Origin of the sequence: Nocardia callitridis, assembly GCF_039543305.1 — a bacterium.
GTDB classification, from domain to species: Bacteria; Actinomycetota; Actinomycetes; order Mycobacteriales; family Mycobacteriaceae; genus Nocardia; species Nocardia callitridis.
The window spans coordinates 1,226,933-1,251,621 of record NZ_BAABJM010000002.1; the positions used below are offsets into that span (position 1 = coordinate 1,226,933).

Consider the following 24,689-nt stretch of genomic DNA (forward strand, 5'->3'; position numbering starts at 1 on the left):
CCGAGGCGCCGCACCTCGACCACCGCCGTCGTCACCGACGGCAATGTCACGTTCGGCGCCGGGATTCGTTGAGCGTGTCGGCCAATGCCCGGTTCACCTCGGCGGCCGCGGCCAATTGTTGCTGCAACGCGGCGACCTTGCGGCGCAGCGCGGAGGCGTCCATGCGTTCCAACCCGGGCCCTTCGGCCGCGCGCACCCAGTTACGCACCGAGTTCGTGTGCACGCCGATCTGATCGGCGACAATCCTGCACGCCTCCGACTCGCTGCGCAGCCTTCCGGTCAGCGCCACGACCTGCGCGACCGCGGCGTCGCGCACCTCGGGCGAGACCCGACGGTAGGAACGGTGCGGCATCATCTCACCCACCGCCTGCCTTCGACCACTTGCCCAGCGGCGCGCCACCCCTCGGGTTCCTCGCGCCGCCGGGTGCTCATGCGCCGCTCCTATCCGGCAAATCCGTTCCTGGCGAGCTGAATTCACTGAATCGCTGATTGGTGTCGTGCACGCCGCTGTCCTTCTCCGAGGCGGTGAACTCCATATGGAACGGGATGCCCGGCCGACGGTCCTCGCCGATCTTCAGCAGGAATTTACCCGTCCCCGGCGGTGAGGGACGCTGCTGTCCCGGCTTGAGCGCCTCACCCGTCAACGCTTGCGGCGCCGACCAGCCGGTGACCATCTCCGACTCCGCCGAGGTGAACGGCACCGTGCTGTCGAGGCGCTTGAGTTCCTCCGCGGGGAGCGCGCCGAAGATCTTGGCGCGCGCGCGTTCCAGGAAGCCGAGCGCCTTCGCGATCGAGGCCTCGGAACCGAGTGATTGCAGGTCCTTGATGGTGTGGCTGATCATGATCAGCGCCGTCGCGATGCCACGTTGCAGGCGGGTCAATTCGTCGACCCGGTCGACCATGAAGTCGCCTAGTCCCAGCACCTGCCACAGCTCGTCCATCACCACCTGGAAATACCGCTGCGGCCCCAGGTCGGCGTCGGCGAGCACGTGTGCGGCCTCCACCGAGGCGAACCCGTCGGCCCAGCAGGCCAGCATGACGGCGGCCTTGAGTTTCTTGTCGCCGGTGGGGATATGCGAGACGTCCATGCACACCGCGACCGCGCTGGTGTCGATCGGCACCGTGGTCTGCCCGTTGAAGATCGCGCCGAACGGCCCCTGGGTGAGCGCGCGCAACGACCGTCGCAGCCCCTTGATCGCGCCCTGGTATTCCGCGACACCATCGCAACCGGCGTCGAGCATCAATTCCTCACCGCCCGCGACGATCACCTCGAGCAGGTTCTCCATGATCGGCGGCCGATCCGGGGTGTAACCGCTGCCCTCGCGGTAGAGGATGCGCAACGCCGTGGAGATCAGCGTCTCCTCGTAATCGCGCACCCGGTCGCCACGCACCAGCTCGACCAGCCCGGCGATCAAGGTCACCTGCCGCGCGCGCAGGTCCTGGAACACCTGCAGCTGCAGGTCCGGGAATTCGGCAAGCCGAGGCACCACCGCGCCGAGCACGCCCGCGGCCAGCGGATTCAGCTTGCCGTGACCGTAACCCAGGTCGATGACCTGGCCGCCCACCATCTCGACCAGCTTGCGGTAGTCGGGTTTCACGTCGGCGAGGATCATCGGGGTGATGCCCTGCGCGATGCCGCCGAGCACGATCCGGCGCACCAGCGAGGACTTACCGAAACCGTTGAGCCCCAGCACGAACAAGCTGGGCGCGGTGATGAAGCTGCCGCGCATGAACCAGTTCATCGGGTCGAAGCAGACCGGTGACCCGGTGTGCAGGTGCGAGCCCAACGGCGTACCGATCAACGGCGCACCCGCACCGACCGACCACGGCCAGAGCCCGGCAACCTGCGCGGTGGTGGCGCGATATTCGACGGTGCGGCCGACCACGTTCATCCGGCCGCCGCCCGCGCCGACATAACCACGATCGGTGAGTTGCGCTGTGCTGCGGTCGAACCCGTCCTCGTAGGCCTGTTCGGCACGCGCCGCGTAGTTGCGCCGACGAATATCGTCGGTGCGCACACGGAACTGCGCCCAGGCCCCGCGCAAACCGGACTGCTCGCGGGCGATCATCTCCAGCTTGGTGCGGGTCGCCTCGTCGAGCAGTGGCGGGCCCGACTGCTTGCGCTTGTCGGCGCGCGCCTTCGCGCGTAGTGCCGCCTTGTCCGTCTGCGGGGTGCCCATGGCCCGGTCCGCGGCGTAATCGGTCCGAGGCAGGCGAGGACCAGGCGCACGACGTTGATTACCGCCGCCGCGCGGATCCTGCTGGCGCGGCATGCGCTCGGTACGCGCCGCGCCGCCCTCGCGGACCGGCCTGGTGGTACGGGTGCCACGGCCGGCGCCATCGCGCGCGGCCCTGCGCTCCCGATCGGACATCTCGGAGGTGCCGAGACCCGACCTGTCCTCGCCGTTCACCCGCGCCGCGTCGCCGCGACGCGGACGGTCGACACCGCCGCGTCTGCGCCCCGCGTCTCGGTCGCGAACGGGTGGCTCGTACTCACCTGCCATGAATTACTCACCCCGCCAGTGCCTTCGGAATTGTCGCGTGTTCGGGCAGGATCACACCGCACCCGAGGGAGGCCGCGAAGGCCGCCGACTGGTAGCGGTAACACCGCCGAATCTTCAAGCGCGCCTGGGTCGACAGGTCGCGCGTGATGGCCTCGATCCGGGGCAGATCACCGCGCAACGGCTCGGTGATCGTGACCAGCGCACCGAAGCGGGTCACACCGTGACCCCGTGCTTGCTCCTCACGCGCCTGCTGGGTAGCGCCCACCCGCAGGGTCGCGGACGCGGACACCACGCCGCGTTCGCTCTGCTGTGCCACCAACGCGTTCTTGAAGTCGTCGTCGACGATCTCGGCGGCGTCCGCGGCCGAATGCGGCCGGTAGACGATCGCGATGCGCTTGCGTGGCACTTCGGGATTCGGCGCGAGCAGGCGCTGCAACACCCGCTCGTCCACCGCGCCCTCGGGTGCGGCGTCCATCTCCCAGGTGACCGAACGGCCGCCGTCGTGCACCAACTGGTCCCACTTCTCGTCGTGCGAGATCGGTCCGGCGTCGGCCCAGTCGAGGCCGTGGCCGCCCGGCTCGCCCGCGGCGACCTCGAGGTCCGCTTGGGAAGCAGGATCGTAGCTGCGCCGGATGAACGAGATCACCTCGTCGGCCGACATCGGCTGCGCGCGCACACCCGCCTCGGCCAACGCCGCGCAGATGCCGGGCAGGCGACGACCGATCTCGACGGCCTCCTCGGCGGGATTCCTGCGCCGCTCGGCGGTGGTGGCCTTGAAGGTGATCGACACCCTCGGCAGCAGTTGTACCCGCTCCTGCGGCAGCTCGGTGGCCAGCTCGTACATCACCTGTTGCGCGAGATCCGGCGCGTCCGGCCTCGTGATCGTGGAAACCTCGGTGAGCAGCCGGTTTCCGGTCTCGGGCACGGTGTCGATCACCGGGACGACGGCGACGATGTCGCTGGTCTGCCCGACCGAGGCGAGGAACGTGCCCCACGCCGAGACCCACCGATCGATCACCGGTTGGTCCACCGCCTCATGGCCCTGCGGCCATGCCCGCAGCACCACCGTGTACTGCGCGAACTGCGGCAGGTGAATCATCCCGAAGCTGTAACCGCCCGCGTCGATGCCCTCGTAGAGCTTCGACGGCGCAAGCAGACCCGGCAGTCGGGTGACGCCGCCGGGAATCCGGGAGAACCGCCCGCCGCGATACACGTGTTCGCCGCGCTTGCGCGACTGCATCCAGTTGAACATCATCAATCCCGTCTCGTAGCCCGAGCGGCCCCCCGTCCGCCACACCAGTGGAACCATGATGACGACGCCGGTGCCACCGACAATGAACCCCCACTGGAAACCACCGACCATCGCGGTGATCAGCGCCGTGATCACGACCGCGAAGCCGATCACGGTCTCCTCCCAGCGCAGGCCGAAAAGGCCTGCGCTGCGGGGCTTCTGCCACAAACCGTAGGAGCGGCGCTCGTAAGTGTCGGTCGTCATCGTGGAATGGTGCTCCTCCCGAGGTCGGGCGAGCGGTTCGTCCAGCGGTCGCCGGCGACATCACCCATCGTTTCGTCGGCCCGGTTCATTCCGCTCGTCGCGGCGCGGGCCGCGCCGATCCTGCCAGCGGCGCTGGCAGCACCGGACGGGGCCGAGCCCGCCGGTCCCGACGCGCGCGGCGGTCCTTGCGGCTGTCCACCGCCACCCCCACCGCCGCGCGGTGGTGTCGGCGGCCCTCCGCCACTACGCATCGCACCCGAACCACCCGGCGGGCGCGGGGTGTTGCTTCCGCTGAAGTATCCGGCCGAACCCGGTTGTGCCGCGGCCTTGCTCGCGACCGCCTTGGTACCCATGGCACCGAGACCAGCGGCGGCGATCAACGTGCCACCGGTCGCGGTGAGACCGGAGCCACCGCTACCGACGATCGCGACGGCGGGCGTCACCAGTCGCATCAAAGCGGGCAACACGAACGCGACGCTGCACAGCAGCACGATCGCCACCAACATCCGTTGCGCCTGTTCGCCATCGGGCAATCCGCTGGTCGAGGTGAGCGAGTCGACGTGGCCCGCCGTGGTGAACGCGATCATGTACACGATCGCGGCCACCGGTTTCCAGAGCATGAACGCGATCAACCAGCCGATCAGCTTCTGATAGGACTGCTTGCCGACGTTCATTCCCGACGCGGCCGCCGCCAACGGAAGCACACCCGCGGCGATCACCAGCAGGCCCTGCCGCACGATCGCGAGCACGATCTGCGCCAACGCTCCGAGCAGGCCGACGATCGCGATGATCAACACCAAGCCCGGCGAGAACGCTTGCAACTTACTGGTTTTCACCATCAGCTCGGCCAAACCCTTGGCATTACCGTTGGTCGAGTCGTTGATGATCCACTCCGAGAAGCGATCCGAGGCCTGCGTCCCCGCGACGATCACCGCGCCGAGCATCCACGAGCTGAACACCACTCTGGCGAACATTCTGAAAGACTCGGCCGCCTCGTTCATCGCGGCCCCACGTCTGGCTTCGGCCAATCTGGCGCCGGACAGGATCACCGAGGCGATCAGCAGCAGGATCTGTGCCTGATAGGTGTAATCGTTGATCTTGGTGAACAACGAACCCGAGTCGCTCACCGCCTCGTTGGGCACCTTCATCCAGAAGGTCAGCGCCAGGATGATGGCCTCACCGAGACCGTTCATCAGCGAGTCGACCACCTTGCCGAAGGTCGAATCCCACGCCTTGTCCTTGACCGCGTCCGCCGCCTGACCGGGATGTGATCCGGCATTGCTCGCCTTGCACGCGGCCGACGCGGCGTCACCGAGCGAAATGCCGGGGATGCCGAGATTGTCCAGGGTGTCGTGAATCTCGTTACAGGTCTGGTCGTAGCCGTAGGTCTGGCCGTAGGCCACGGTCGGTGTCGCGATGATCACCGTGAACATCACGGCGAGGATCGTGACCAGTCGTCTCAGCATTGCGTCCACCCCTCGATACCGCGCAGGGACTCGATTCGGACTCGTTCGCCCATCATCGTGGTGCGCCTCCGATCTGCGTAGCGCCACCGGCACTCAACTATTTCTCGAGCCTTTCTCGTGCACTGAACCATCGTGAAATCCGCTGCGTGGCTTTCGGTTCCGAGGACGGTCACCATAAGGTCCACCCCTGGAGCGTCTCGAGGTACTCCGATTGCGCCGCCGCCGAGGCCGAGGTCGGCTTCAGTCGCCAATCTCCCGCGTCCCAGACCATGACCAATCGGATGGCCGCCCAGAGTTGCTTGCCATCGACCACGGGACCACGGGTGGCGAGCCGGACGATCGCCAGGTCGTCGGCGTAGTCGTCGATCTTGAACGCATCCGAGGCGGTGAAGTATCTGGTGATGCTCTCCGGTTGCTGCTTCGGCAGCCGGTCGGACGCCAAAGCCTGGTCGTAGGAGGCGATCTGCTGAGCCGAGACCCGCACCTGCCGCACATACAGGTCACGGTCGGCCGGGCGCGCGTTGAGCCGATAGGTGATCTGGGCCGCCGCCAGCGCCGCACCCTGCGGGGTATGCGAGTAGCCGACGGCGAGATCGTCCTCGATCCGAGTCGGGCCATCGGAGGTGGAGAAGGGAACCGAGGCACCGTAAACCCGCTGCCAACCCCGTGGCTCGGTGGTGCCAGCGGGCGCCGCGGTCAACCAGTCCGGGTCCGCGGAATTGTGTTGCAGTGCGGGATCTTGCGGAAGTGGTTGTCCCGCCGAGTTGTTCGGCACATCGATGCGCCTGCCGAAGATGTCGGTATCGGCGGCGGCGAACCCTTCCCCGCCGGAGGCCACGGCGACCGGCGGTGCGGCGCCGGGCTTTTCGTCGTCACGGCCGATGAACACGAACAGTCCGACGATCACGATCAGCGCGAGCACGGCCGCCGAGGCCACGACACCGAAGGAGACGCGGTCGCGCTGATACGACTGCTCCTTCTGACTCACTTCGGTGCCTCCAATGTCACTGTGTCTACCGGCAATTCGTCGATCGGGTCGATCGGCCTCGTGGGTGATCCCTGGTCGGGCAGACGTAATCGCCAGTCCCGCGCGAACCACTCGACGGCGGTGTGGTTCACCGCTTTCGAGTTGTCGGAGTATTCGGTGAACACATCGACGGTGGATCTCTGCTCGGTGTAGTCGGTGATCTTGTACCCGAGCAGCCGTGGCGCGTACTCCGGCGCGGCCGGCCCGGTGATCGACAACTGGATCCGATTGACCGCCCACTCGTCCTTGGCCGGGCCCGGCACCAATTCCCCTGCCGCGATCTGCGCCCACTGACTGTCGGCCGCGACCGCGAGCCGCACCGCATGGGTGAGCGCGGCGACCGCGGCGCCACGCGGCGAGTGCTCGAAGCCGGTCGCCGCCCCGGCGGCAGTCGAGGTCGGGCCCTGGTCGGTCTGCGGCAGCGGCACCCCTTGAAAGGGTTGCCACCGCACATTCGACGGTGCCGCCGACAAGTCGGGGCCCGCCGCGTCCGCACCGCCACACCCGACCGCGGCCAACAACACCGCCGCGGCGCCGAAAGCGCCCGCCGCAGACCTACTCGGCCGCACGGCATGCGACGACGCCAAGCCGCGCCGCGCCGTCAGGACGCCGCCATCGCTCGCCGCGTCGTCATTGCTCACCGTGTCAGTTCCCGTCCCGATTCGATGATTCACCCGGGCAGGAACGCGAGCGCGATCCCGGAAGCCGTGCTCGCCACCGAGGCGCCGAGCAGGCTCATCAACACGCCGTGCGAGGAGTCGTTCATGGCCAGATCGCTGCGAAACGCCATCCACAGCTTGCCCGCGGACACGATCATCCAGGTGAGGCAGACCAGCAGCACGAACCACAGCAGCCAATTCAGCAGCTGCATCAGTGGTGCGAGCACCTCCGCGGGCATCTGCTTGTAGGCGAGCAGTTCGGCCGCGGCTAAGCGCACGGTTGACATCGTGAACCTCAGGTCCCGATGACGGCGTTCATGATGGTGCCCGCGCTGGTGGCGATCACGCCACCGATCATGGCGCCCGCCACCATCTTCGGCGACTCCAACCCGCCGCCGGTCCACTTCTCCCAGGCGAACTTGCCGCCCGCGTAGACGATGCCGCAGATGCCGGACAACAGCACGAACCAGGTGAGGTATCGCACCAGCTGAAGAATCTTCTCCGAGCCAGGAGGCGCCTCGGGGGTCGGATTACCGACCTGCGCGAGGACAGTGCCGTACGTGTCCTGCACGGCGAGGAGGATCATGCTCATCGGGGTGCCTTTCTCGAAAATGGTTGGGTTTTCGCCGATTTCGATGCGCGTACGTTCACTGATCGCGCGGCTTCCTGCTGCCGGGGCTCGGTGCGCGTTGTGCTGTCGCCGATTCCGCCAGCGCCGCTCGTGCGGTGGCGACGATGTCGACACCGAGGCTCATCACCTCGGGCGGCACCTCGTCGAGGGGGTCGATCTTGCGTTTCTTCTGCGGCGCTTGGTCGCCGGGGGTCCACACCGGCAGATTCTCCGGCTCGACCAGCATCCACTCCTCGTACCAGGGGACCTGCCAGACCGGGCCCGCGAGCGAACCGACCACTTCGCGGTAGCGCCGGATCTCGGCGGGCATCCGCCCGGGCCGCGCGGCGACGGTGACGAGGCCGAGCACGTCCGCAGGACCGGCGAAGCCTGAAAGGTGTTGGCGCAGAAGGTCGTGCGCTCTGGTGAGTCCGGCAATGGTCTCCCTGGCCACCAGGACGACAAACGGTGATTCGCGGTCGAAGACGCCGGGCCAGCGGCGGCCCGAATCCGCCGCGGGCGCAAGCACATGCGCGAGAGTACTGGCTCCGGCACCGCCGTGCACACCCAACATCCACACCAGCGGGGCGCGTCCGATTCCCGGCACCGGCCGGTCCCAGATGCGCGCACGACGAGACTCCGGCGGTGCGACGACACCCGCGGGCGCGGCGGGATCAGGCTGGCGTGGGAATGGCATGGCGGCGGTCATGATGCCACCCCGTCGAGCAAGCGCCGGTACGCGCGACGCGTCGGCTCGGCGAGCTGTTCGTGCCGCACGAGCTCACCGCGCGCGAGATGCGGGTCGTAGGGAATCTCCCTGATCTCGCGAACCCAACCCGAAAGGTGCTCACGCAAATGCTCCGCAACCTGCGGCGGCTCATCCGGATACTGGTGTGAGACAACAATTGTGGTGTCGCCGACGATTCCGGTGCCCTGCCCTTCCTCGGTGTCGCCGAACTGGTCGTCGAGCCACTCCAGGGTGACCCGCAGCCGATTGGCCGCATCCGTACGCGCCGGAATCGCGAGGACGAGCGCGACCTCCGCGTCATCGAGCAGTGGTCGCAGCTGACGCCCGGCTATCGGGCTGCCGCCGTCGTAGACCCCGGTGTAGCCCGCGTCGTGGACGGCCCGCGCCACCGTGAGATATGTCGCACGTCTGCGCAGCGGATCGGCGTCGCGCCACAGCAGGCCGAACCCCGAGGTCGCCCGCGACATGCACTCCTTCAGCGGTGCCGGTTCACCGTCGCCAGCGCCGTACAACCACGACTGCAAGTTGATCGGGTGCAGATGTTCGTCGGCGCCACGCAACGCGAGGTCGCTGCCCGCCATCGTCGCGTCCACCGCCACCGTCGACGTCCCCGCGGCACCGAGCTCGCCGGCGAGACCGAGCGCCGTCGTGGTGGTGCCGGAACCCCCGCATCCGCCGACCACCAGAATCGGCCGCTGGACCGGCTGCTGCGCACCGGAAACACCTCTGCCACGCCGCAACCGCACTACCGGAGCCTTGGCGCGCGCGGACCGCCCCGACGACGCACCCTCCTCGGGTGCCTCGTCGAGCCAGCGGCTCCAGTCCTCGCCCATCGTCTTCCGCTCCTTCTATCCGGCCCGAATGCCCGTGATGAGCGTCCGGCCGTCGATCACCGTGGTGCCGACCGTCTGCTTGCTGTAGGTGGCGGCGGCACCGCCCGGCCGGTACTCGGTCACCTCCACCGAATACTCGTTCGCACCGAGCCGAACGACCCGCACACAGTGTGTGGTTCCCGCCGGAACCGAATCGATGCCGCGTTGAATCGCCTCGACGGGCGCGACGGCGGCATTCGGGGCCAGCACGGCTCGTGCTCGCTCGGCGGAACGCTCCACGTAGTAGGCGTATTGGAAGGCGAGCACCACGTCGGGACCGGAGTCGGTGGAACCGGCGTCCGCGCCACGCACGATCGAGTTGTCCCGTTCGGTCGGACACGCGGTATCGGCCTTGCTCGAATCCCCGCCCGAGTACAGGCTGTTCGCGGTGAAGCGCACATCGGCCGTCGAGGGCAGGTTCGGCGAACTCGCCGCACCGACCCCCGCCGAACCGTGCAACAACCACACCGCGGCGGCCGCGGCCACCACGAGCACGAGCACCGCCGCGATCAAGGCCACTACGGCACGACCGCGACGGGCGGCCAGCTCACGGTAGGCCTGCTGTTTGGCGCGACGCCGCAGCGCGGGCGAAGCCAACGGGCGCGCGCCCGAGTCCTCGTCGTACTCGCCGCCGTAGGCACCGTCGTCCGACCACGGAAACCGGACCAGATCGGCGTTCCTGCCCACCGGATACTCGTCGTCGGGGCCCGGCGCGTGGCCGACCACCCAATCCGACCAACCGCCGACGAACTCGCTGCGCTGCGCGGGCAATTCGACGGGCACGTTCTGCGGTGGTCGGTGCCACTCGGGTTCGTCGTCGGGACGCGGGTCGGTGCTCGGTCGGCCGCGATACCGCGCGGGCGCCTCGTCCTCGCCGGAGCCGGGCGCGGCCGTGGTCGCCTCGTCGTCGGGCTGGCTGGTGACCGGTGAGCCGGTCTCCGGTTCCAGCGCGCCATACCAACGCGAAAGCTGTTTGTACGACTTCAACATTCCCCCATTCCCGCTGAGCCAGGCACGTGGTGTCGCATGGTCGGACCCTCTCGGCGATCAGTTCATGGAGAACGGTTGGGTGTCGGATACGTCGGGGCGCTCGGTGGACGGGATCAACCTCGCGCCATCGGATAAGACGCCATCGGCTCCTGTCCCAAACGGAAATTGTCCCGTACCGGACGAATTCGGCGTAGTCGACGCGCCGGGCTCCGTTCCTGAGAATCCGTAGGGTGCCGACCCCGATCCGCCCGTGTCGGAGCCACCTTTCGGGGCGCCGTCCGAGCCGTATCTGGCCGAGACATCCCGCGCCGCCGCGGCGAACCAGTCGGCGACGAATCGGGTCGGCGCGTCGCCGTTCGCCGACACCGCGGCGGTGCCGTACGCGCCGTGACGCTGGATGGTGTCCCAATAACGCACCCAGGTCGTCGTATTCAGCAACTCGCTGTTGTCGGTGATGTTCTGCACCACCGCGTCGAACGCCTGGGTCACCAATCGCACGCCGGTGGTCGGTGGAATCAATTGTGGAACGGCGCCGACCAGTTTGGCGCCGAGCGAGAGCAACGCGGCGGGCGGATTCGCCAACCCGACCGTTGCCAACTCGGAGATGGCCGCGGGATTGATGACCGTCTTCGCCACGGTGACCACGGCGTTGAGCCCGATCATCCCGACCTTCAGCAACGCCTGGAGTGCGCCGGGCAGGTCCAGTGGGGTGCGCGGATCGGCCGCGTCGGCCAGGCGTTGGGAGATCGACTTCTTCGGCGAGATCGACAGCGTGGCCAGCGAATTGCCCTGGAAATCCTCGTTCACCACCTTGGTCGCGGTCTTGATCGAGGTGAACGCGAGCGCCTGCGCGATGGACGACAGCGAGGCGATCGGATCGCCGCCGCTGAGTTTCGCCTGGCCGGCGACCTCCGCGACGGCCTTGAGGATCGGGGCGCCCTCCGGCGCATCGCACGCGAGATCGCCCGAGGCGCAGAAGCTGGCGACACGCCCGGTGAGCGCACCGAAATTCGCCGCGGTGTCCCGCGAGGGGCCGATACCGCCACCCGCCGCCGGTTCCTGCGGGAGCGCCGCGAGCGCGGACAATTCGTCGCCGGAGGTCCCCGGCGCGGCATCCGGGGTCTGCTTTCCTGGCGAGCCGGGAAACAGCGGTGCGCCGGGGTTGCGAGTCGGGTCGGCGAACAACGCGACCGCGGCGACCTTGTCCGCGGGCAGCACGCCGCGATCGGCGCCGATCTCCTGGGCGAACATCGAGGCGACGTGCGCACCTTGCGAATACCCGACTACCGCGAAGCGGGTCTCGGGACACTTGGCGGCGATATCGCCCGCCATGGTGCGCAGCCGGGTCAGCCCACCCTGCACCGATTCCGAATACGGCACCGCGCCACCGGCGGTCGCGCCGCCGAAGCCGGATTCGTAGGGGACGTAGGCACGGTCGACCATGCCGGGGTCGGGTTCCTGGGCCAGCAGCGGACGAAAGACCGTCGACAGCATGCCGGTGTCGGTGGTGGGCGCCGCATCCGGCGACGATTCGCCGGTGCCCTGAATGCCCAAGGCGTACAATGCCGGGCAGGAGTTGATCGCCAAGGTGGTCGAAGGGCCCGCCGGATTCGGGGGCTGCGCCATCGCCGTTCCCGCGGCACCGAGGGTGAGACCTGTACTGATGGTGAGACTCAGTGCGATCACCACTCCGGTGATTCTTGCCGTGCAAACAGTCATAGCGACCCACCATCAAGTCGTGTTGCCCGCATACTCAACGCCGTGAAACGCCTTAGACCGTAACAGATTCCGGCTATGACCGCCCAGCCCGTGTAAATCTTCCGTGGAACCTCGCGCGCCCGGCGAGGAGTGATCGCGCGTCACCGGGAACGCACCGGCAAATTTCCGGTAAGCCCAGCTTGTTTCGACGGAAGCGGCCGTAAAAATGTTCGTGCGACAACGGAAACCCGTTGTCGCACCAGCTAATTCGAAGTTACACGCCGACCGGATGATACTCGGCGCAGCGCGGCCACCCACCCCGGCAGCGGATTTCAGCGAACTTCGAGTTCATGCGAGTGCCGACCCCGCGCCGCCGAGGAGATGCCACCCCGGTGGCATCTCCCGACCGTTCAGGCGAACCGCCCGTGTCAGGTAGCCGAGGTCACCCGGTAGACGTCGTACACGCCCTCGACATTGCGGACCACATTCAGCAGGTGCCCCATGTGCTTGGGATCACCCATCTCGAAGGTGAATTTGCTGATCGCGACCCGATCACCGTGCGTGGTCACCGACGCGGACAGGATATTCACCTTCTCGTCGGCCAACGCCTTCGTCACATCCGAGAGCAACCGCGTGCGATCGAGCGCCTCGATCTGAATCGCCACCAGGAACATCGAGGACGGCGACGGCGCCCACTCCACGTCGATGATGCGTTCGGGCTGCTCGCGCAGCGAGTCCGCGTTCGTGCAGTCCGTCCGGTGCACGCTCACCGCGCCGCCGCGAGTCACGAAGCCGAGGATCTCGTCGCCGGGCACCGGGGTGCAGCACTTGGCCAACTTCGCCACCACACCCGTCGCGCCGGGAATCAGCACACCCGCGTCGCCGGTGACGCGCTGACGCGCCGGTGTCCGCGACGGCGTCGAGCGCTCGGCGAGCTCGTTCTCCACATCGCCGATGCCACCGAGCTGGGCCATCAGCCGCTGTACGGCGTGATGAGCCGAAACCTGGTTCTCGCCGACGGCGGTGTAGAGCGCGGAGATATCGGTGTAATGCAACTCGTTGGCGACAGCGTTCATCGCGTCGACGCTCATCAACCGCTGCAGCGGCAGACCGACCCTGCGGACCTCCTTGGAGATCTGCTCCTTACCGCTTTCCAGCGCCTCCTCGCGGCGTTCCTTCGCGAACCATTGGCGGATCTTCGCCTTGGCGCGCGGCGAGACCACGAACTTCTGCCAGTCCCTACTCGGGCCCGCGTTCTCGGCCTTCGAGGTGAACACCTCGATGACCTCGCCGTTTTCCAATTGACGTTCCAACGCCACCAGACGTCCGTTGACGCGCGCGCCGATGCACTTGTGCCCGACCTCGGTGTGCACCGCGTAGGCGAAGTCGATCGGCGTCGACTTCTGCGGCAGCGTGATCACATCCCCCTTCGGGGTGAACACGAAGATCTCCGGCGACTTCAGGTCGAAGCGCAGCGACTCCAGGAACTCGGCCGGATCGGCCGCTTCCCGCTGCCAGTCGAGCAGCTGGCGCATCCACGCCATGTCGTCGACCTCGGCGGTGTCGGTGGTGTGGCGCCCCTTGGTCTCCTTGTAACGCCAGTGCGCCGCGATGCCGAACTCGGCGGTGCGGTGCATGTCCTGGGTGCGGATCTGCACCTCGAGCGGCTTGCCGTCCGGGCCGACCACCGTGGTGTGCAGCGACTGGTAGACGCCGTAGCGCGGCTGGGCGATGTAGTCCTTGAACCGGCCGGCCATCGGCTGCCACAGCGAGTGCACCACGCCGACGGCCGCATAACAGTCGCGCACCTCGTCGCAGAGGATGCGGATGCCGACCAGGTCGTGGATGTCGTCGAAGTCTTTGCCCTTGACGATCATCTTCTGGTAGATCGACCAGTAGTGCTTCGGGCGACCCTCGACCACCGCGTTGATCCGCGACGCGGCCAGGGTGTTGACGATCTCGGCGCGCACCTTGGCCAGGTAGGTATCGCGCGAGGGCGCGCGGTCGGCGACCAAACGCACGATCTCGTCGTACTTCTTGGGGTGCAGGATCGCGAACGCGAGGTCCTCCAGCTCCCATTTGACCGTCGCCATACCCAGGCGATGAGCAAGGGGCGCAATGACTTCGAGGGTTTCCTTGGCCTTCTTCGCCTGCTTCTCCGGCGGCAGGAACCGCATGGTGCGCATGTTGTGCAGGCGATCGGCCACCTTGATCACCAGCACGCGCGGGTCGCGCGCCATCGCGATGATCATCTTGCGGATGGTCTCGGCCTCGGCGGCGGCGCCGAGGTTCACCTTGTCGAGTTTGGTGACGCCGTCGACCAGGTGCGCGACCTCGGGGCCGAAATCGTCGGTGAGCTGTTCGAGCGAGTAGCCGGTGTCCTCCACCGTGTCGTGCAGCAGCGCGGCCACCAGGGTGGTGGTGTCCATGCCCAGCTCGGCCAGAATGTTGGCGACCGCGAGCGGGTGGGTGATGTAGGGGTCGCCGGATTTGCGGAACTGGTGGCGGTGCTTCTCGTCGGCGACGTCGAACGCGCGTTGCAGCAGCGTCAGGTTCGCCTTCGGGTAGAGCTCGCGGTGCACCGTCGCCAAGGGCTCAAGCACCGGCTTGACCGCGGCGATGCCGCGCTGACCGGTCATCCTGCGCGCGAGGCGGGCGCGCACCCTGCGCGAGGCCGAGGACGGCACCGACGACGGCGCCAACGCCGCACCGGGCGGACGCGGCGGTGCGGAGTTCTCGGCCGGTTTCGGTGGGGCGCTCGGCTTGCTCTGCTTCGGCGCTGGACCAGGTTTGGGCGGCGTCGCCTGCCCTTCGTTGGTGGATTGTGCGCCGTCGAACGACGAGCCGCCTGTCGATCCCTCGACATTCGTCTCGTCCAGATGCTGAGTCATGCCACCACCTCTCAAGCCGCGAACGGCCCACCCTACCCGCACGCGGCAACCGCCCAACCACCAACTTTAGTCCCGTGAGCGCGCTCGCGTCGGGTGTCGGCCCACCTGCGGGAATCCCGATGTCGCTGGTCGGCCCGGTTCCTGGTCGGCGCGAGCTCGCCAGGGCGAGCCCGGCGACCCGATACCAGGACACCTGCGGACACTCCGTGTCGATCACACGCGAAGGCTGAAGCGGCCGGTTCGACCCAACCAGGGTCGTGTGCGCGGTGCACGGCGCCACGATGGAGCCCCGGCGTCAGCAACCCGGTCATCCCCCGAGGGCAAAGCAGCACGTCAGGCCGACCAGCTCGCATGCGGACCACTCACCACGGTGCACGGCGGCCGCGATGGATCACCGGAGTGAGCAACCTTGTTCACGGCCCCGAAGTCGAAGTGCCCGTCAGGCCAGCCGAGCCGCTCACCGTGCGGCGGCGCCAGATCGAGCGCCCCGCCTCAGCAACCTGTACACGACCCCCTGAACCGCGGGTCGGTGTCGGTGCCCCGTTTTACACTCCGGTCGTGGACCCGTTGACGCGCGTCAGGAAAGCATGCCTGCGACTGCCGGAGACAGGCGAGCGCCTGTCACACGGTGCGCCGACCTTCTTCGTCCGCGCCAAGACCTCCTTCGCCAAGTACGTCGAGGGCTCGCACAACGAGGCCGGTCCGACCATCTGGTGTCCCGCGCCGCCCGGCGTACAGGGTGAGGTGGTCGACGCCGAACCACACCGGTTCTTTGTGCCGCCCTATGTCGGCCCGAGCGGGTGGATCGGCGTGCGGCTGGACGTGGACCCCGATTGGGCGGAGGTCACCGCGATCATCCGCGACGCCTACCGGATGAAGGCGCCGAAGAAGCTGAGCGCGCAGCTCGACCGAGCCGAGCGCCCGGCATAGGAACCGCTGGGCTGCCGAAATGGTGCAGCACGCTAGCTTGGGTGCGGCCCGCCCGTCCCGCGATCTCGCGGAGCGAGCCGCCCCGCGATCCGGTAGTCACCACTTCACCACCGCGTCGCCACCGATAGTTGTTCCGGCAGGCATCTCAGGCGCGGTCGCCGCCTGCTGTAGTTCAACGACGACCTCGCCGTAGTTCGACGACACGGCACGTACCGCACCAACGCTTCGCCAGGACCGAGGACCGGATCGGGCATCTCGGCCAGCACAAGGTGGCGCGGCGGTGCACCGCGTCAATCGAGCGTTCCCTCGACCAGTCCTGTCTCGGTCAACTCCACCCTGCGGGTGACGCCGAGGTCGGCGAGGAAGCGTTCGTCGTGGCTGACCACGATGAGCGCACCCTCGAAGCTCGCCAACGCCTGGGTGAGGTGGGCGAGGCTGGGTAGGTCGAGGTTGTTGGTCGGCTCGTCGAGCAACAACAATTTCGGTGCGGGGTCGGCGAGCAGAAGCATCGCCAATGCCGCACGCAAGCGTTCACCGCCCGACAGCGCCGCTGCCGCGACATCGGAATCCGTGCCACGGAACAGGAATCGCGCCAACTGGGCGCGCACCCGCTCCGCCGACGCGTGCGGTGCCGCGGCGGCCACGTTCTCGAACACGGTGCGGTCCGGATCGAACAGGTCGAGCCGTTGCGGCAGCATCCGCCACGCCACGCTCGGTGGTGTCTCGACCAGCCGACGCAACAGCGTCGTCTTGCCGATCCCGTTGCGGCCGGTGAGCGCGATTCGTTCCGGACCGGTCACCCGCCACGTCACGGTCGGGCCGCACGACAGCCTGGCCTCGGTCAGTTCGACCACGTTCTGGCCCGGATACAGCCGGGTCCCTGGCAGGTCCACCCGGATCTCGCGGTCGTCGCGCACCGCGTCCTCGGCTGAGCGCAGCTGTTGTTCGGCGGAGTCCAGCCTCTCGATGTGGGTGTTGCGCAATTTCGCCGCTGAGACCTCGGCCTGCCTTTTTCGTTGTCGCATCACGATTCTCGGCTCGTGCTTGGTGTCGTACATCTTCTGCCCGTAGCGCTGCCGACGCGCCAGTTTGATTCTGGTGTCCACCAACTCCCTTGACTGCTTGCGCACATCGCCGCGTGCGTCGCGGACCGCGGCTGCGGCAGCGTGCTGCTCGCCCTCGATAATGCGTTCGTATTCATCGAAATTGCCGCCGAACACCCGCAGTTCGCCCGCACGCAACTCCGCGATGGTGTCCATTCGCGTCAACAGTTCTCGGTCGTGGCTGACGATCAACACGGTGCCGGAGAACTGGCGCACCACGTCGTAGAGTCGTGCGCGCGCGAGGTGGTCGAGGTTGTTGGTCGGTTCGTCCAACAACAGCACCTCGGGCTCGGTCAGCAGTTCGGCGACCAGACCGAGCAGGACCGTCTCGCCGCCGGACAGCGTTTCCAGCGTGCGGTCCAGTCCCGACACCGCGTCGGCGACGTAGTGCAACCCGAGTCGCCCGAGCAGGGCGAGCGCGCGTTCCTCGATATCCCATTGCTGGCCGACGATCTCGAAGTCCGCCGCGGCGACGGAACCGGATTCGATGCGGTGCAACGCTTCTCGGATCTCACCGATGCCGAGCACGGTGTCGACACGGTGCCCGCCGCCGAGGCCGAGATCTTGGCGCAGATAGCCGAGTCGCCCGCTGTGACTGATCGAACCGCGCTCGGGTGCGAGGTCACCCGCGATCAGCCGCAGCAGCGTCGACTTGCCTGCCCCATTGCTGCCGACCAAGCCGATCTGCGCGGCGCCGAATGTCGCGTCGAGCCCGTCGAACACAGGGGTGCCGTCGGGCCAAGCGAAAGTGAGGTCGGAAAAAGACAGAGTGCCCATGCGTACTCCAGAGGTGGCTACGGATACGCGGCGCGCGAATGCGGACCGCCCGAGTGGCTACCTCATGAGAGCAACGGCTGACTCCGTTCGACGGGAACAAGACCACAGAAGAATAAACCTCGCCTACCGCACGCGGCAACCCCTTTATTCCCGCAGCGGGATCATGAGATCGTCAGCGCTCCCGAGAGATGATCGTAAGCGGCGTAGGTGTGCAATCGCACCCCGTCGCGCAGGGTGTCGTCATCGGCGTAGAAATGCGGATTATGGTTCATGACCATCCCACGACCGCCGGGGATCGCCGTCGGTTGGCCATCCGAGCCGAGTTCACAATCTTGCACGCCGAGCGTGACGTAGAGACCGCCGTACTTGTCGATGAATTCGGCGACGTCATCGTAGGCGAGCGTCGGTTGCGTCTCGACGACCCGATCGTCACCGGCGACCCTGCGCAACGTCGGCAGCGCGGCATCCAGCCATTCCTGCCGGTTATACACCGGCGGGACGTCCTGCAGGTGTTGGACGTCGGCCGAGCAGTTATAGGCCTGTGCGGTGTGCTCGGCAAGAGTCGCGAGCCGACGCCGCACCTCGGCCATATCCCCGCCGACCGAACAACGCACAGTGCCCCAGAGCGTTACCTGCGAGCCGATGATGTTGAACCGACCGACATCCTCGATATGACCGATGCTCACCGTCACCGGATCAAAGGCGGGAACTTGCCGATAAAGCTGCCCGATGCCGGACAGAATGGCGCCCACCGCCGGCATCGGGTCGGCACCGAGCCACGGCATGGATCCGTGTACCTGCTGACCGGATATGGTGATCTTGACGAGCCCGGAGGCGGCGAACTGGTTCCCGGCCCGGTACCCGATATACCCCTTGGGATACGGCATGACGTGGAATCCGAAGGCCATCGTCGGGGTCTGGTCACCGAAGACGTTCTGAGCGAGCATTTCCCGCGCGCCGCCCTTCTCCTCGACCGGCGGCCCCTCCTCCGCGGGCTGGAATACGAACAGCACCGTTCCCGCCAATTTGTCACGCACGTGCGCCAGCACCGAAGCCGCGCCGAGCAGCATGGCGGTGTGGCAATCGTGCCCACAGGCGTGCGACACCGGAAACGGGCCGCCGGGATAGTCCTCGTCGACCGTCTGGGAAGCGAACTCCACTCCCGAAAGATCTGGGACAGGGAGTGCGTCCATATCGGCGCGTAGCGCGATGACCCGAGCACCCGACATGCCGCCGCGCAGCACACCGACCACACCGTGCCCAGCGATGTCGGTGCGTACTTCGTCCAGACCGAGGCTGGTCAGGTGGTCGGCGACCAGCTTCGCTGTCTCGACCTCCCGATTGGAGAGTTCAGGGTGCCGATGCAGGTGGTGGCGCCACCGCACCACCTGCTGCTGGATCTTCCCCGCGGCCCGATCAAGCTCGTCGTAGATCGTGCGGTCGGACATGTGGGCTCCGATCTGTCGGGGAAATTCTTCGAATCACACCGGCCGATTTTCGGGAACTCGTGATCCATCATGCATAATTTCCGAATGCTCGACGGTGGAACGGCCGATATCACCGTTCGACACGACAGGCAGGGATTCTCGACGATGGCACCTCCGTGACACACATGATCGATATCGGTGCGGCGGCGGGGATCGCCACGCAGGTCGGCGATCTGCTCGGCACCTTCGCGTTCGCGATATCGGGCGCGCTCATGGCGGTTCGCAAGAATTTCGACATCGTCGGCATCGCCGTGCTCGCGTGCGCGACCGCCGTGGGCGGGGGCATTATCCGCGACCTCGTCGTCGGTGTGACTCCGACGGCGTTCGTCCAGCTACGTTATCCGGCCGTGGCACTGCTGGCAGCCCTACTCATCTTCCTGTGGCATCCGCCGCGACGACTCACCCACCGGCCGCTCGACGTCGCCGACGCGATCGGCCTCGGGGTGTTCTGCGTGACCGGGACCGTCACCGCCTATACCCACGGTCTCGGCGCCCCGTCGGCGGCGGCGCTGGGCGTGGTGACCGCCGTGGGCGGCGGCATCATTCGCGACATTCTGGCCGGGGTTCGACCGAGCATCTTGCATCCCGAACAGGAGATCTATGCGGTGCCCGCGATGCTCGGCGCGGTGATCACGGCGCTGCTGTTGCATGTGGGTCATTCGACGGTGATCACCGGCACCTTGGCCTCGCTGGCCGTGGTGGTGCTGCGCGTACTCGCGTTGCGATTCCATTGGCGCGCACCGTTGGCGCGACCTACCTCGCGGCGCCCGAAGGACTGAAGCGCGAGCACCGGGGCCCGGCGCGGGCAGTGTCCACTGGCGGCCGGTGCCTACCCGGTCGACAGCACAGCACGAATTACCCGTAACCGAGATACACCGAAAAACATTGCCGCGCAAATAATCTTGCACGCCCACTTGACACGATCGTGGTTGCCCGCATCCGCACGGCGGGAGTCGCCGTAGCCACCGCCTCTACCAGCACATTGGTCAGCACCGACCCGCCCGACGGCCGTCTCGGACACAGACTGGATGTGTCATCAAACTCGTTGTCGTGCAATCTTTTTCGTCTTGCTCATGTACTGTCCTGCGTGCTGCGCACCGACGGCAGCCAGTGGGGACAGTCGCGTCACAATCCGGGAATCGAGGCACCACATGCACCACAAGCTCTGGCTACTAGGACGATCCGCCACCGTAGGCGGACATCTGTTGCGCGAGAGCGTCGTCCGGCCCAGAGCACGGGTCATCGAGGACGTTCCGATCTCCGGCGAGACCCTCACCCCACAGTGGCTCACCGCAGTGCTGTGCCGTACAACCGAAGGCGCGGAAGTACTTTCGTTCCGCACCGAGAACGGCAGCAAGGGCACCGCCACCCGCGTGGCGCTGCGCGTCGAATACAACGACGCGGGCACCGAGGCCGGGCTGCCGACCGAATTGTTCGCCAAGACCACCACGGCCTTCAGCCAGCGCATCCTGCTCGGCGGCGGAAAGATGATCGAGGGCGAGACCAGGTTCTTCCGCGACTTCCGTCCGCTGGTCGAGATGGAGGCACCGATCGGGTACTGGGGCGCGGCCGACCCCGGCTCATGGCGATCGATCGCGCTGATGGAGGACATCGCTGCCACCCGAGGCGCGGTGTTCAGCGAACCGAACGCCCCCATCGGCCGCGACCAGATCGAGGATCTGGTCCGTAATCTGGCTCGACTACACCGGACGTTCTGGCAGCACCCGGCCATCTCGGTCCTCAACGACCCGAACTACATGCTCCAGGCCTACCTCGCCGCGATCGACATGAAGAAGCGCTGCGCCGTGGGACTGCGGCGCGCCGAGGAAGTGGTCCCCGAGGCGCTGCACGGACAGAGCGAACGCCTGTGGCGTGGCGTCGAACGCGCACTCGACATCGCGACGACCGACCTCCCCCCGACACTGCTGCACGGCGACCCGCACATCGGCCAGACCTACCGCACCGCCGACGGGCGCATGGGCTTCGTCGACTGGCAGGTGGTGATGCGCGGGGGCTGGGCGCACGATTTCGCCTACACCGTCAATTCCGGGTGCGAACCGGAGGATCGCCGCGCCTGGGACCACGACCTGTTGAAGGCGTATCTGGACGAACTCGGCGACCTGGACGGCGCGGCACCTTCGTTCGATGAGGCATGGCTGACCTATCGACGCCAATCCCTGTTCGCCTACGCCGCTTGGGCTTTCACCATCGGCCGCGCCACCTATCAGCCGAAGATGCAGTCCGAGCAGACCTGCCTGACGCTGTTGCAGCGCATCACCACCGCCATCGACGACCACGATTCGTTGGGCGCGCTCGACATCCCGGCCTCGGTGTAGTGCGGTGCTGCGCACACCGCTACCCGTCGTCGATCCGAACCGTCCCGCCGCCGCGCGGCCGGGTCGTCCCGAAGGCGTTCGTCCGCGCGGCGGGAGCCCGCGCGTGTTCCGCCACCGATTCCGGCCGAGTCCGGCTCATGCGCTCCCCGAGGCAGTGACTCGACCCGGAGCAGGTGTACCGCCACTCGAATAGTCTGGAGTTCACCCTTTGAATACGCCGCAATCGCGCTGGCCGCTGCACACCTCCCCGGTACAGCAGGGCTCACCCTTCGAAAACAGCGACCAGCGCGTACCGCTGCACACCGCCGAGTTCGCCGCCGACCCACACACCGCCTACGCCGAGATGCGTCGGCGCTACGGCTCTTTGGTCCCGATCGAACTCGCGCCCGACGTCCCGGCGACGCTCGTGGTCGGCTACAACACCGCGGTGCGGATTCTCAACGATCCCGAGCACTTTCCCGCCGACCCCCGCGCCTGGCAGCAGAACGTCCCCGCCGACTGTCCGATCCTGCCGTTGCTCGAATGGCGGCCGATGGCCAGCCGGTGCGCCGGTGCCGAATTCGTCCGATATCGCGGGGCGATCACCGCGAGCATGGCCGAAGTGGACCTGTACGCCCTGCACAATACGGTCGAGCGGATCGCGGTGCCGCTGATCAACTCCTTCTGTGAGGACGGCGCCGCGGATCTGATTCGCCAGTATGTGTTCCCGCTGGCCTTCGAGGTGATCAACGCGATGCTGGGTTGTCCGCCGGAGATCGGCCAGCAGGTCGCGGCGGGCACCGCGGCGCTACTGGAGGGTGTCGACGCGGAGAAGGGCAATCAGATGCTCGGTGAGGCGTTGATGCAACTGGTGCAGCTCAAACGCAGCGAACCCCGCGCCGACATCACCTCGGTGCTGTTGCAGCACCCGGCCGGGCTCGACGATGTCGAGGTGTCCCACCATGTTTCGCAGGTCTACGGCACCGGCATCGAGTTCCAGCTGAACCTGATCGTCAACACCCTGCTGCTGATCCTCACCGACGAGCGGTTCGGCGACAGCGTGATGGGCGGAAACCTTTCCTCCCGTGACGCGATCGACGAGGTCCTCTTCAACGACCCGCCGTTGGCGAATCTGCTCATCACCTACCCTCGGCAACCGATGCTCATCAACGACGTGTGGCTGCCCGCGCATCAGCCAGTCGTCATCAGCATGGCCGCCTGCAACAACGACCCCGCGATCCGCACCGACACCGTGTCGGGCAATCGCGCCCACCTGGCCTGGGGCATCGGCCCGCACGCCTGTCCCGCGCAAGCCCCCGCCTACCTGATCGCCCAGAACGCCATCGATCAACTCCTCGACGCGCTACCCGAGATGCGTCTCGACCGCTCCACCGGAGCGCCCGAATGGCGACCGGGCCCGTTCCATCGCGCGCTCACCGCGCTACCGGTGACCTTCCCGCCTACCGCACCGATGCCAGCACTGTAGGCGGAGCGACCACACGATCCGGCCCGACCGGTCGGCGCCGAGCTCAGCCCGGTGCCATCCGGCTCAGCTGTTCCCACTCCCGGTGCACGGCGGCGCGCGCCTCGTTCATCTCGTGCACCTGGTCGTAGGACACGCTGCCGACGATGAGCCGACGGGGCGGGTCGGCTAATGCGGCCAGCTCCCTGATGACCGGTGCCGCCGTGCTCGGGTCGGGGCCCGCGTCCGTACCCCACATCCGCGCCAGTTCGTCGCGCAGGGCGTCGTAATGCGGCAACGGCTCGGTGGCAGTGGCGCCGGTGGTGAAAAGGCCGGTGGCGTAACCACCCATCTCGACGTTGGTGACCTTGATGCCGAGTCCGGCCACCTCCATCGCCATGGCCTCGGTGAGCGAGGCCAGCGCCGCCTTGCCCGCACCGTAGAAGCCGACCGATGCCATGCCGGCACCGGCCGCCATCGAGGTGACCTGTAAGAGGTGACCGAATCCCTGTGCACGCAACCGGGTGAGCGCGGCCTGCGCCACCCACACCGCGCCGAAGAAGTTCACGTCGAGGTGTGCCCGGATCTGCTCCTCGGTGGCTTCCTCCACCATCCCGTACAACATGCCGCCCGCATTGTTGACCACGACGTCGACGGTGCCGAACGCGGCGAAAACCTTTGGTACCACGGCGAATACGGCGCCACGGTCCGCGACGTCCAGCGCGAAGCGAACCAAACTTCGGCCGTGCTCCTCGGCAAGTTCGTCGAGCGGCGCGGTGTCGCGAGCGACGGCGACCACGCGATCGCCCGCATCCAGCGCGGATTCGACGAAGGCCCGGCCGAGTCCACGGGACGCTCCGGTGATGAACCACACTTTGGCGGTCGTCATCTGCTCTACCTCCTTTGTCGAGACGGTGCGTCTCGGTTCACCAAAAGATAGACCACCCGCCACCACAAGTCAAGACGGACCGTCTCGTCTCGATTACTGGTACGCTGGCGACCATGCCGAACGCCTCGACTTCCGATGGCCCCCGACGCAGCGAACGCGCACGTCAGGCAATCCTCACGGCCACAAGGGAACTGGTCTCCGAAGTGCCGTACGCCAAGATCTCGATCGAATCCATCGCCGCGCGCGCGAAGGTCGGTAAGCAGACCATCTACCGGTGGTGGCCATCCAAGGGCGCGGTGATCGTCGATTCGTTCCTCGCGCTGAGCGAGGCGACGACCGACCCGGAGTCCGCCGGATCGGCGATCACGTTGCCCGACACCGGCGACCTCGAGGCCGACCTGAAACTTGTCCTGCGCGCCACCGTCGCCGAGTTCGCCGACCGAGACTTCGAGCAGCCGATTCGCGCGCTGACCACCGAGATCGTCAACGACCCCTCGCTCGCCGCGCTGTACCGGGAGAAATTGGCGCACCCGGTGGACGAGGCGAAAAAGACCCGGCTCCGCAGCGCCCAACGGGCAGGTCAGCTCGCCGAGGACGCGGATCTCGAGCTGGTCCTCGAAGTGCTCTACGCGCCGCTGTTCCAGCGGTGGCTGTACCGCTCGGGTCCGCTCACCGCGCAGTACGCCGACTCACTCGTCGAGGCCACTCTCCGCGCCTTCCGACCGTGACACATTCCCCGACGCACAGCGAAACCGCTTGTCGATCA

Annotated in this window: 21 protein-coding genes; 5 read left to right on the forward strand and 16 right to left on the reverse strand. The window is 67.2% G+C overall.

Annotated elements, in window-relative coordinates:
- Window positions 1–46: 46 nt before the first annotated feature.
- The 13 genes from ABEA50_RS14315 to ABEA50_RS14375 all read right to left on the reverse strand — a co-directional run bounded on the left by ABEA50_RS14315 (window position 47) and on the right by ABEA50_RS14375 (window position 14,960).
- The gene (locus ABEA50_RS14315; RefSeq protein ID WP_345495827.1) at window positions 47–355 is read right to left on the reverse strand and encodes a transposase; all 309 of its coding nucleotides are present in this window, start codon (window positions 353–355) and stop codon (window positions 47–49) included.
- A gap of 73 nt (window positions 356–428) precedes the next feature.
- The gene (locus tag ABEA50_RS14320) at window positions 429–2,504 is read right to left on the reverse strand and encodes a hypothetical protein (RefSeq protein ID WP_345495828.1); all 2,076 of its coding nucleotides are present in this window, start codon (window positions 2,502–2,504) and stop codon (window positions 429–431) included.
- A 7-nt stretch (window positions 2,505–2,511) separates the two neighbouring features.
- Window positions 2,512–3,999 (reverse strand): SCO6880 family protein, encoded by a 1,488-nt coding sequence (locus tag ABEA50_RS14325; protein WP_345495829.1) that lies wholly within the window; start codon window positions 3,997–3,999, stop codon window positions 2,512–2,514.
- Window positions 3,996–5,465 carry a hypothetical protein gene (locus tag ABEA50_RS14330; protein WP_345495830.1) on the reverse strand — a complete coding sequence of 490 codons (1,470 nt, stop codon included), beginning with the start codon at window positions 5,463–5,465 and terminating at the stop codon, window positions 3,996–3,998. The genes ABEA50_RS14325 and ABEA50_RS14330 overlap by 4 nt, the downstream gene beginning before the upstream one ends.
- 169 nt (window positions 5,466–5,634) lie before the next feature.
- Window positions 5,635–6,453 (reverse strand): hypothetical protein, encoded by an 819-nt coding sequence (locus tag ABEA50_RS14335; protein WP_345495831.1) that lies wholly within the window; start codon window positions 6,451–6,453, stop codon window positions 5,635–5,637.
- Window positions 6,450–7,133 (reverse strand): hypothetical protein, encoded by a 684-nt coding sequence (locus tag ABEA50_RS14340; RefSeq protein WP_345495832.1) that lies wholly within the window; start codon window positions 7,131–7,133, stop codon window positions 6,450–6,452. The genes ABEA50_RS14335 and ABEA50_RS14340 overlap by 4 nt, the downstream gene beginning before the upstream one ends.
- Window positions 7,134–7,162: 29 nt before the next feature.
- The gene (locus ABEA50_RS14345; RefSeq protein ID WP_345495834.1) at window positions 7,163–7,438 is read right to left on the reverse strand and encodes a hypothetical protein; all 276 of its coding nucleotides are present in this window, start codon (window positions 7,436–7,438) and stop codon (window positions 7,163–7,165) included.
- An 8-nt stretch (window positions 7,439–7,446) separates the two neighbouring features.
- Window positions 7,447–7,743, reverse strand: a complete 297-nt coding sequence (locus ABEA50_RS14350; RefSeq protein ID WP_345495835.1) for a hypothetical protein — start codon at window positions 7,741–7,743, stop codon at window positions 7,447–7,449.
- Between the two features lie 55 nt (window positions 7,744–7,798).
- Window positions 7,799–8,470, reverse strand: a complete 672-nt coding sequence (locus tag ABEA50_RS14355) for a hypothetical protein (RefSeq protein WP_345495836.1) — start codon at window positions 8,468–8,470, stop codon at window positions 7,799–7,801.
- Window positions 8,467–9,342 (reverse strand): MinD/ParA family ATP-binding protein, encoded by an 876-nt coding sequence (locus ABEA50_RS14360; protein ID WP_345495837.1) that lies wholly within the window; start codon window positions 9,340–9,342, stop codon window positions 8,467–8,469. Before ABEA50_RS14360 ends, ABEA50_RS14355 begins: the two co-directional genes overlap by 4 nt.
- A gap of 15 nt (window positions 9,343–9,357) precedes the next feature.
- Window positions 9,358–10,371 carry a hypothetical protein gene (locus ABEA50_RS14365; RefSeq protein ID WP_345495838.1) on the reverse strand — a complete coding sequence of 338 codons (1,014 nt, stop codon included), beginning with the start codon at window positions 10,369–10,371 and terminating at the stop codon, window positions 9,358–9,360.
- Between the two features lie 57 nt (window positions 10,372–10,428).
- Entirely contained in the window at window positions 10,429–12,090 is a 1,662-nt protein-coding gene (locus ABEA50_RS14370; protein ID WP_345495839.1) for a cutinase family protein, read from the reverse strand.
- A gap of 407 nt (window positions 12,091–12,497) precedes the next feature.
- A complete protein-coding gene (locus tag ABEA50_RS14375) occupies window positions 12,498–14,960 on the reverse strand; it encodes a RelA/SpoT family protein (protein WP_345495840.1) in 2,463 nt (820 codons plus the stop codon).
- Window positions 14,961–15,518: 558 nt separating this feature from the next.
- Here ABEA50_RS14375 and ABEA50_RS14380 point away from each other — a divergent pair.
- Complete coding sequence (locus ABEA50_RS14380) at window positions 15,519–15,890, forward strand: MmcQ/YjbR family DNA-binding protein (RefSeq protein ID WP_345495841.1); 372 nt, start codon at window positions 15,519–15,521, stop codon at window positions 15,888–15,890.
- Between the two features lie 290 nt (window positions 15,891–16,180).
- Here ABEA50_RS14380 and ABEA50_RS14385 read toward each other — a convergent pair whose 3' ends face one another.
- Together ABEA50_RS14385 and ABEA50_RS14390 are read right to left on the reverse strand one after the other, a co-directional pair.
- Window positions 16,181–17,770 carry an ATP-binding cassette domain-containing protein gene (locus tag ABEA50_RS14385; RefSeq protein WP_345495842.1) on the reverse strand — a complete coding sequence of 530 codons (1,590 nt, stop codon included), beginning with the start codon at window positions 17,768–17,770 and terminating at the stop codon, window positions 16,181–16,183.
- 161 nt (window positions 17,771–17,931) lie between these two features.
- Complete coding sequence (locus ABEA50_RS14390; protein WP_345495843.1) at window positions 17,932–19,218, reverse strand: M20 metallopeptidase family protein; 1,287 nt, start codon at window positions 19,216–19,218, stop codon at window positions 17,932–17,934.
- 164 nt (window positions 19,219–19,382) lie between these two features.
- On the opposite strand from ABEA50_RS14390, the gene ABEA50_RS14395 reads away from it, so the two are divergent.
- From ABEA50_RS14395 to ABEA50_RS14405, 3 genes are all read left to right on the forward strand, one after another.
- Complete coding sequence (locus tag ABEA50_RS14395) at window positions 19,383–20,036, forward strand: trimeric intracellular cation channel family protein (RefSeq protein ID WP_345496566.1); 654 nt, start codon at window positions 19,383–19,385, stop codon at window positions 20,034–20,036.
- A 372-nt stretch (window positions 20,037–20,408) separates the two neighbouring features.
- Window positions 20,409–21,593: an aminoglycoside phosphotransferase family protein gene (locus ABEA50_RS14400; protein WP_345495844.1), complete on the forward strand. Its 1,185-nt coding sequence runs from the start codon at window positions 20,409–20,411 to the stop codon at window positions 21,591–21,593.
- Between the two features lie 208 nt (window positions 21,594–21,801).
- Complete coding sequence (locus ABEA50_RS14405; protein WP_345495845.1) at window positions 21,802–23,058, forward strand: cytochrome P450 family protein; 1,257 nt, start codon at window positions 21,802–21,804, stop codon at window positions 23,056–23,058.
- 43 nt (window positions 23,059–23,101) lie between these two features.
- Here the strand turns inward: ABEA50_RS14405 and ABEA50_RS14410 are convergent, their stop codons facing one another.
- Window positions 23,102–23,923 (reverse strand): SDR family NAD(P)-dependent oxidoreductase, encoded by an 822-nt coding sequence (locus ABEA50_RS14410; RefSeq protein ID WP_345495846.1) that lies wholly within the window; start codon window positions 23,921–23,923, stop codon window positions 23,102–23,104.
- 113 nt (window positions 23,924–24,036) lie between these two features.
- Here ABEA50_RS14410 and ABEA50_RS14415 point away from each other — a divergent pair, with 113 nt between their 5' ends.
- Window positions 24,037–24,651 carry a TetR/AcrR family transcriptional regulator gene (locus ABEA50_RS14415; RefSeq protein WP_345495847.1) on the forward strand — a complete coding sequence of 205 codons (615 nt, stop codon included), beginning with the start codon at window positions 24,037–24,039 and terminating at the stop codon, window positions 24,649–24,651.
- The last annotated feature ends 38 nt before the right edge of the window (window positions 24,652–24,689 follow it).

Coding starts and splice junctions, on each gene's coding strand:
- ABEA50_RS14315 (WP_345495827.1), bottom strand. CDS start 355: ATGATGCCGCACCGTTCCTACCGTCGGGTCTCGCCCGAGGTGCGCGAC.
- ABEA50_RS14320 (WP_345495828.1), bottom strand. CDS start 2,504: ATGGCAGGTGAGTACGAGCCACCCGTTCGCGACCGAGACGCGGGGCGC.
- ABEA50_RS14325 (WP_345495829.1), bottom strand. CDS start 3,999: ATGACGACCGACACTTACGAGCGCCGCTCCTACGGTTTGTGGCAGAAG.
- ABEA50_RS14330 (WP_345495830.1), bottom strand. CDS start 5,465: ATGCTGAGACGACTGGTCACGATCCTCGCCGTGATGTTCACGGTGATC.
- ABEA50_RS14345 (WP_345495834.1), bottom strand. CDS start 7,438: ATGTCAACCGTGCGCTTAGCCGCGGCCGAACTGCTCGCCTACAAGCAG.
- ABEA50_RS14350 (WP_345495835.1), bottom strand. CDS start 7,743: ATGAGCATGATCCTCCTCGCCGTGCAGGACACGTACGGCACTGTCCTC.
- ABEA50_RS14355 (WP_345495836.1), bottom strand. CDS start 8,470: ATGACCGCCGCCATGCCATTCCCACGCCAGCCTGATCCCGCCGCGCCC.
- ABEA50_RS14360 (WP_345495837.1), bottom strand. CDS start 9,342: ATGGGCGAGGACTGGAGCCGCTGGCTCGACGAGGCACCCGAGGAGGGT.
- ABEA50_RS14365 (WP_345495838.1), bottom strand. CDS start 10,371: ATGTTGAAGTCGTACAAACAGCTTTCGCGTTGGTATGGCGCGCTGGAA.
- ABEA50_RS14370 (WP_345495839.1), bottom strand. CDS start 12,090: ATGACTGTTTGCACGGCAAGAATCACCGGAGTGGTGATCGCACTGAGT.
- ABEA50_RS14375 (WP_345495840.1), bottom strand. CDS start 14,960: ATGACTCAGCATCTGGACGAGACGAATGTCGAGGGATCGACAGGCGGC.
- ABEA50_RS14385 (WP_345495842.1), bottom strand. CDS start 17,770: ATGGGCACTCTGTCTTTTTCCGACCTCACTTTCGCTTGGCCCGACGGC.
- ABEA50_RS14390 (WP_345495843.1), bottom strand. CDS start 19,218: ATGTCCGACCGCACGATCTACGACGAGCTTGATCGGGCCGCGGGGAAG.
- ABEA50_RS14395 (WP_345496566.1), top strand. CDS start 19,383: ATGATCGATATCGGTGCGGCGGCGGGGATCGCCACGCAGGTCGGCGAT.
- ABEA50_RS14400 (WP_345495844.1), top strand. CDS start 20,409: ATGCACCACAAGCTCTGGCTACTAGGACGATCCGCCACCGTAGGCGGA.
- ABEA50_RS14410 (WP_345495846.1), bottom strand. CDS start 23,923: ATGACGACCGCCAAAGTGTGGTTCATCACCGGAGCGTCCCGTGGACTC.
- ABEA50_RS14415 (WP_345495847.1), top strand. CDS start 24,037: ATGCCGAACGCCTCGACTTCCGATGGCCCCCGACGCAGCGAACGCGCA.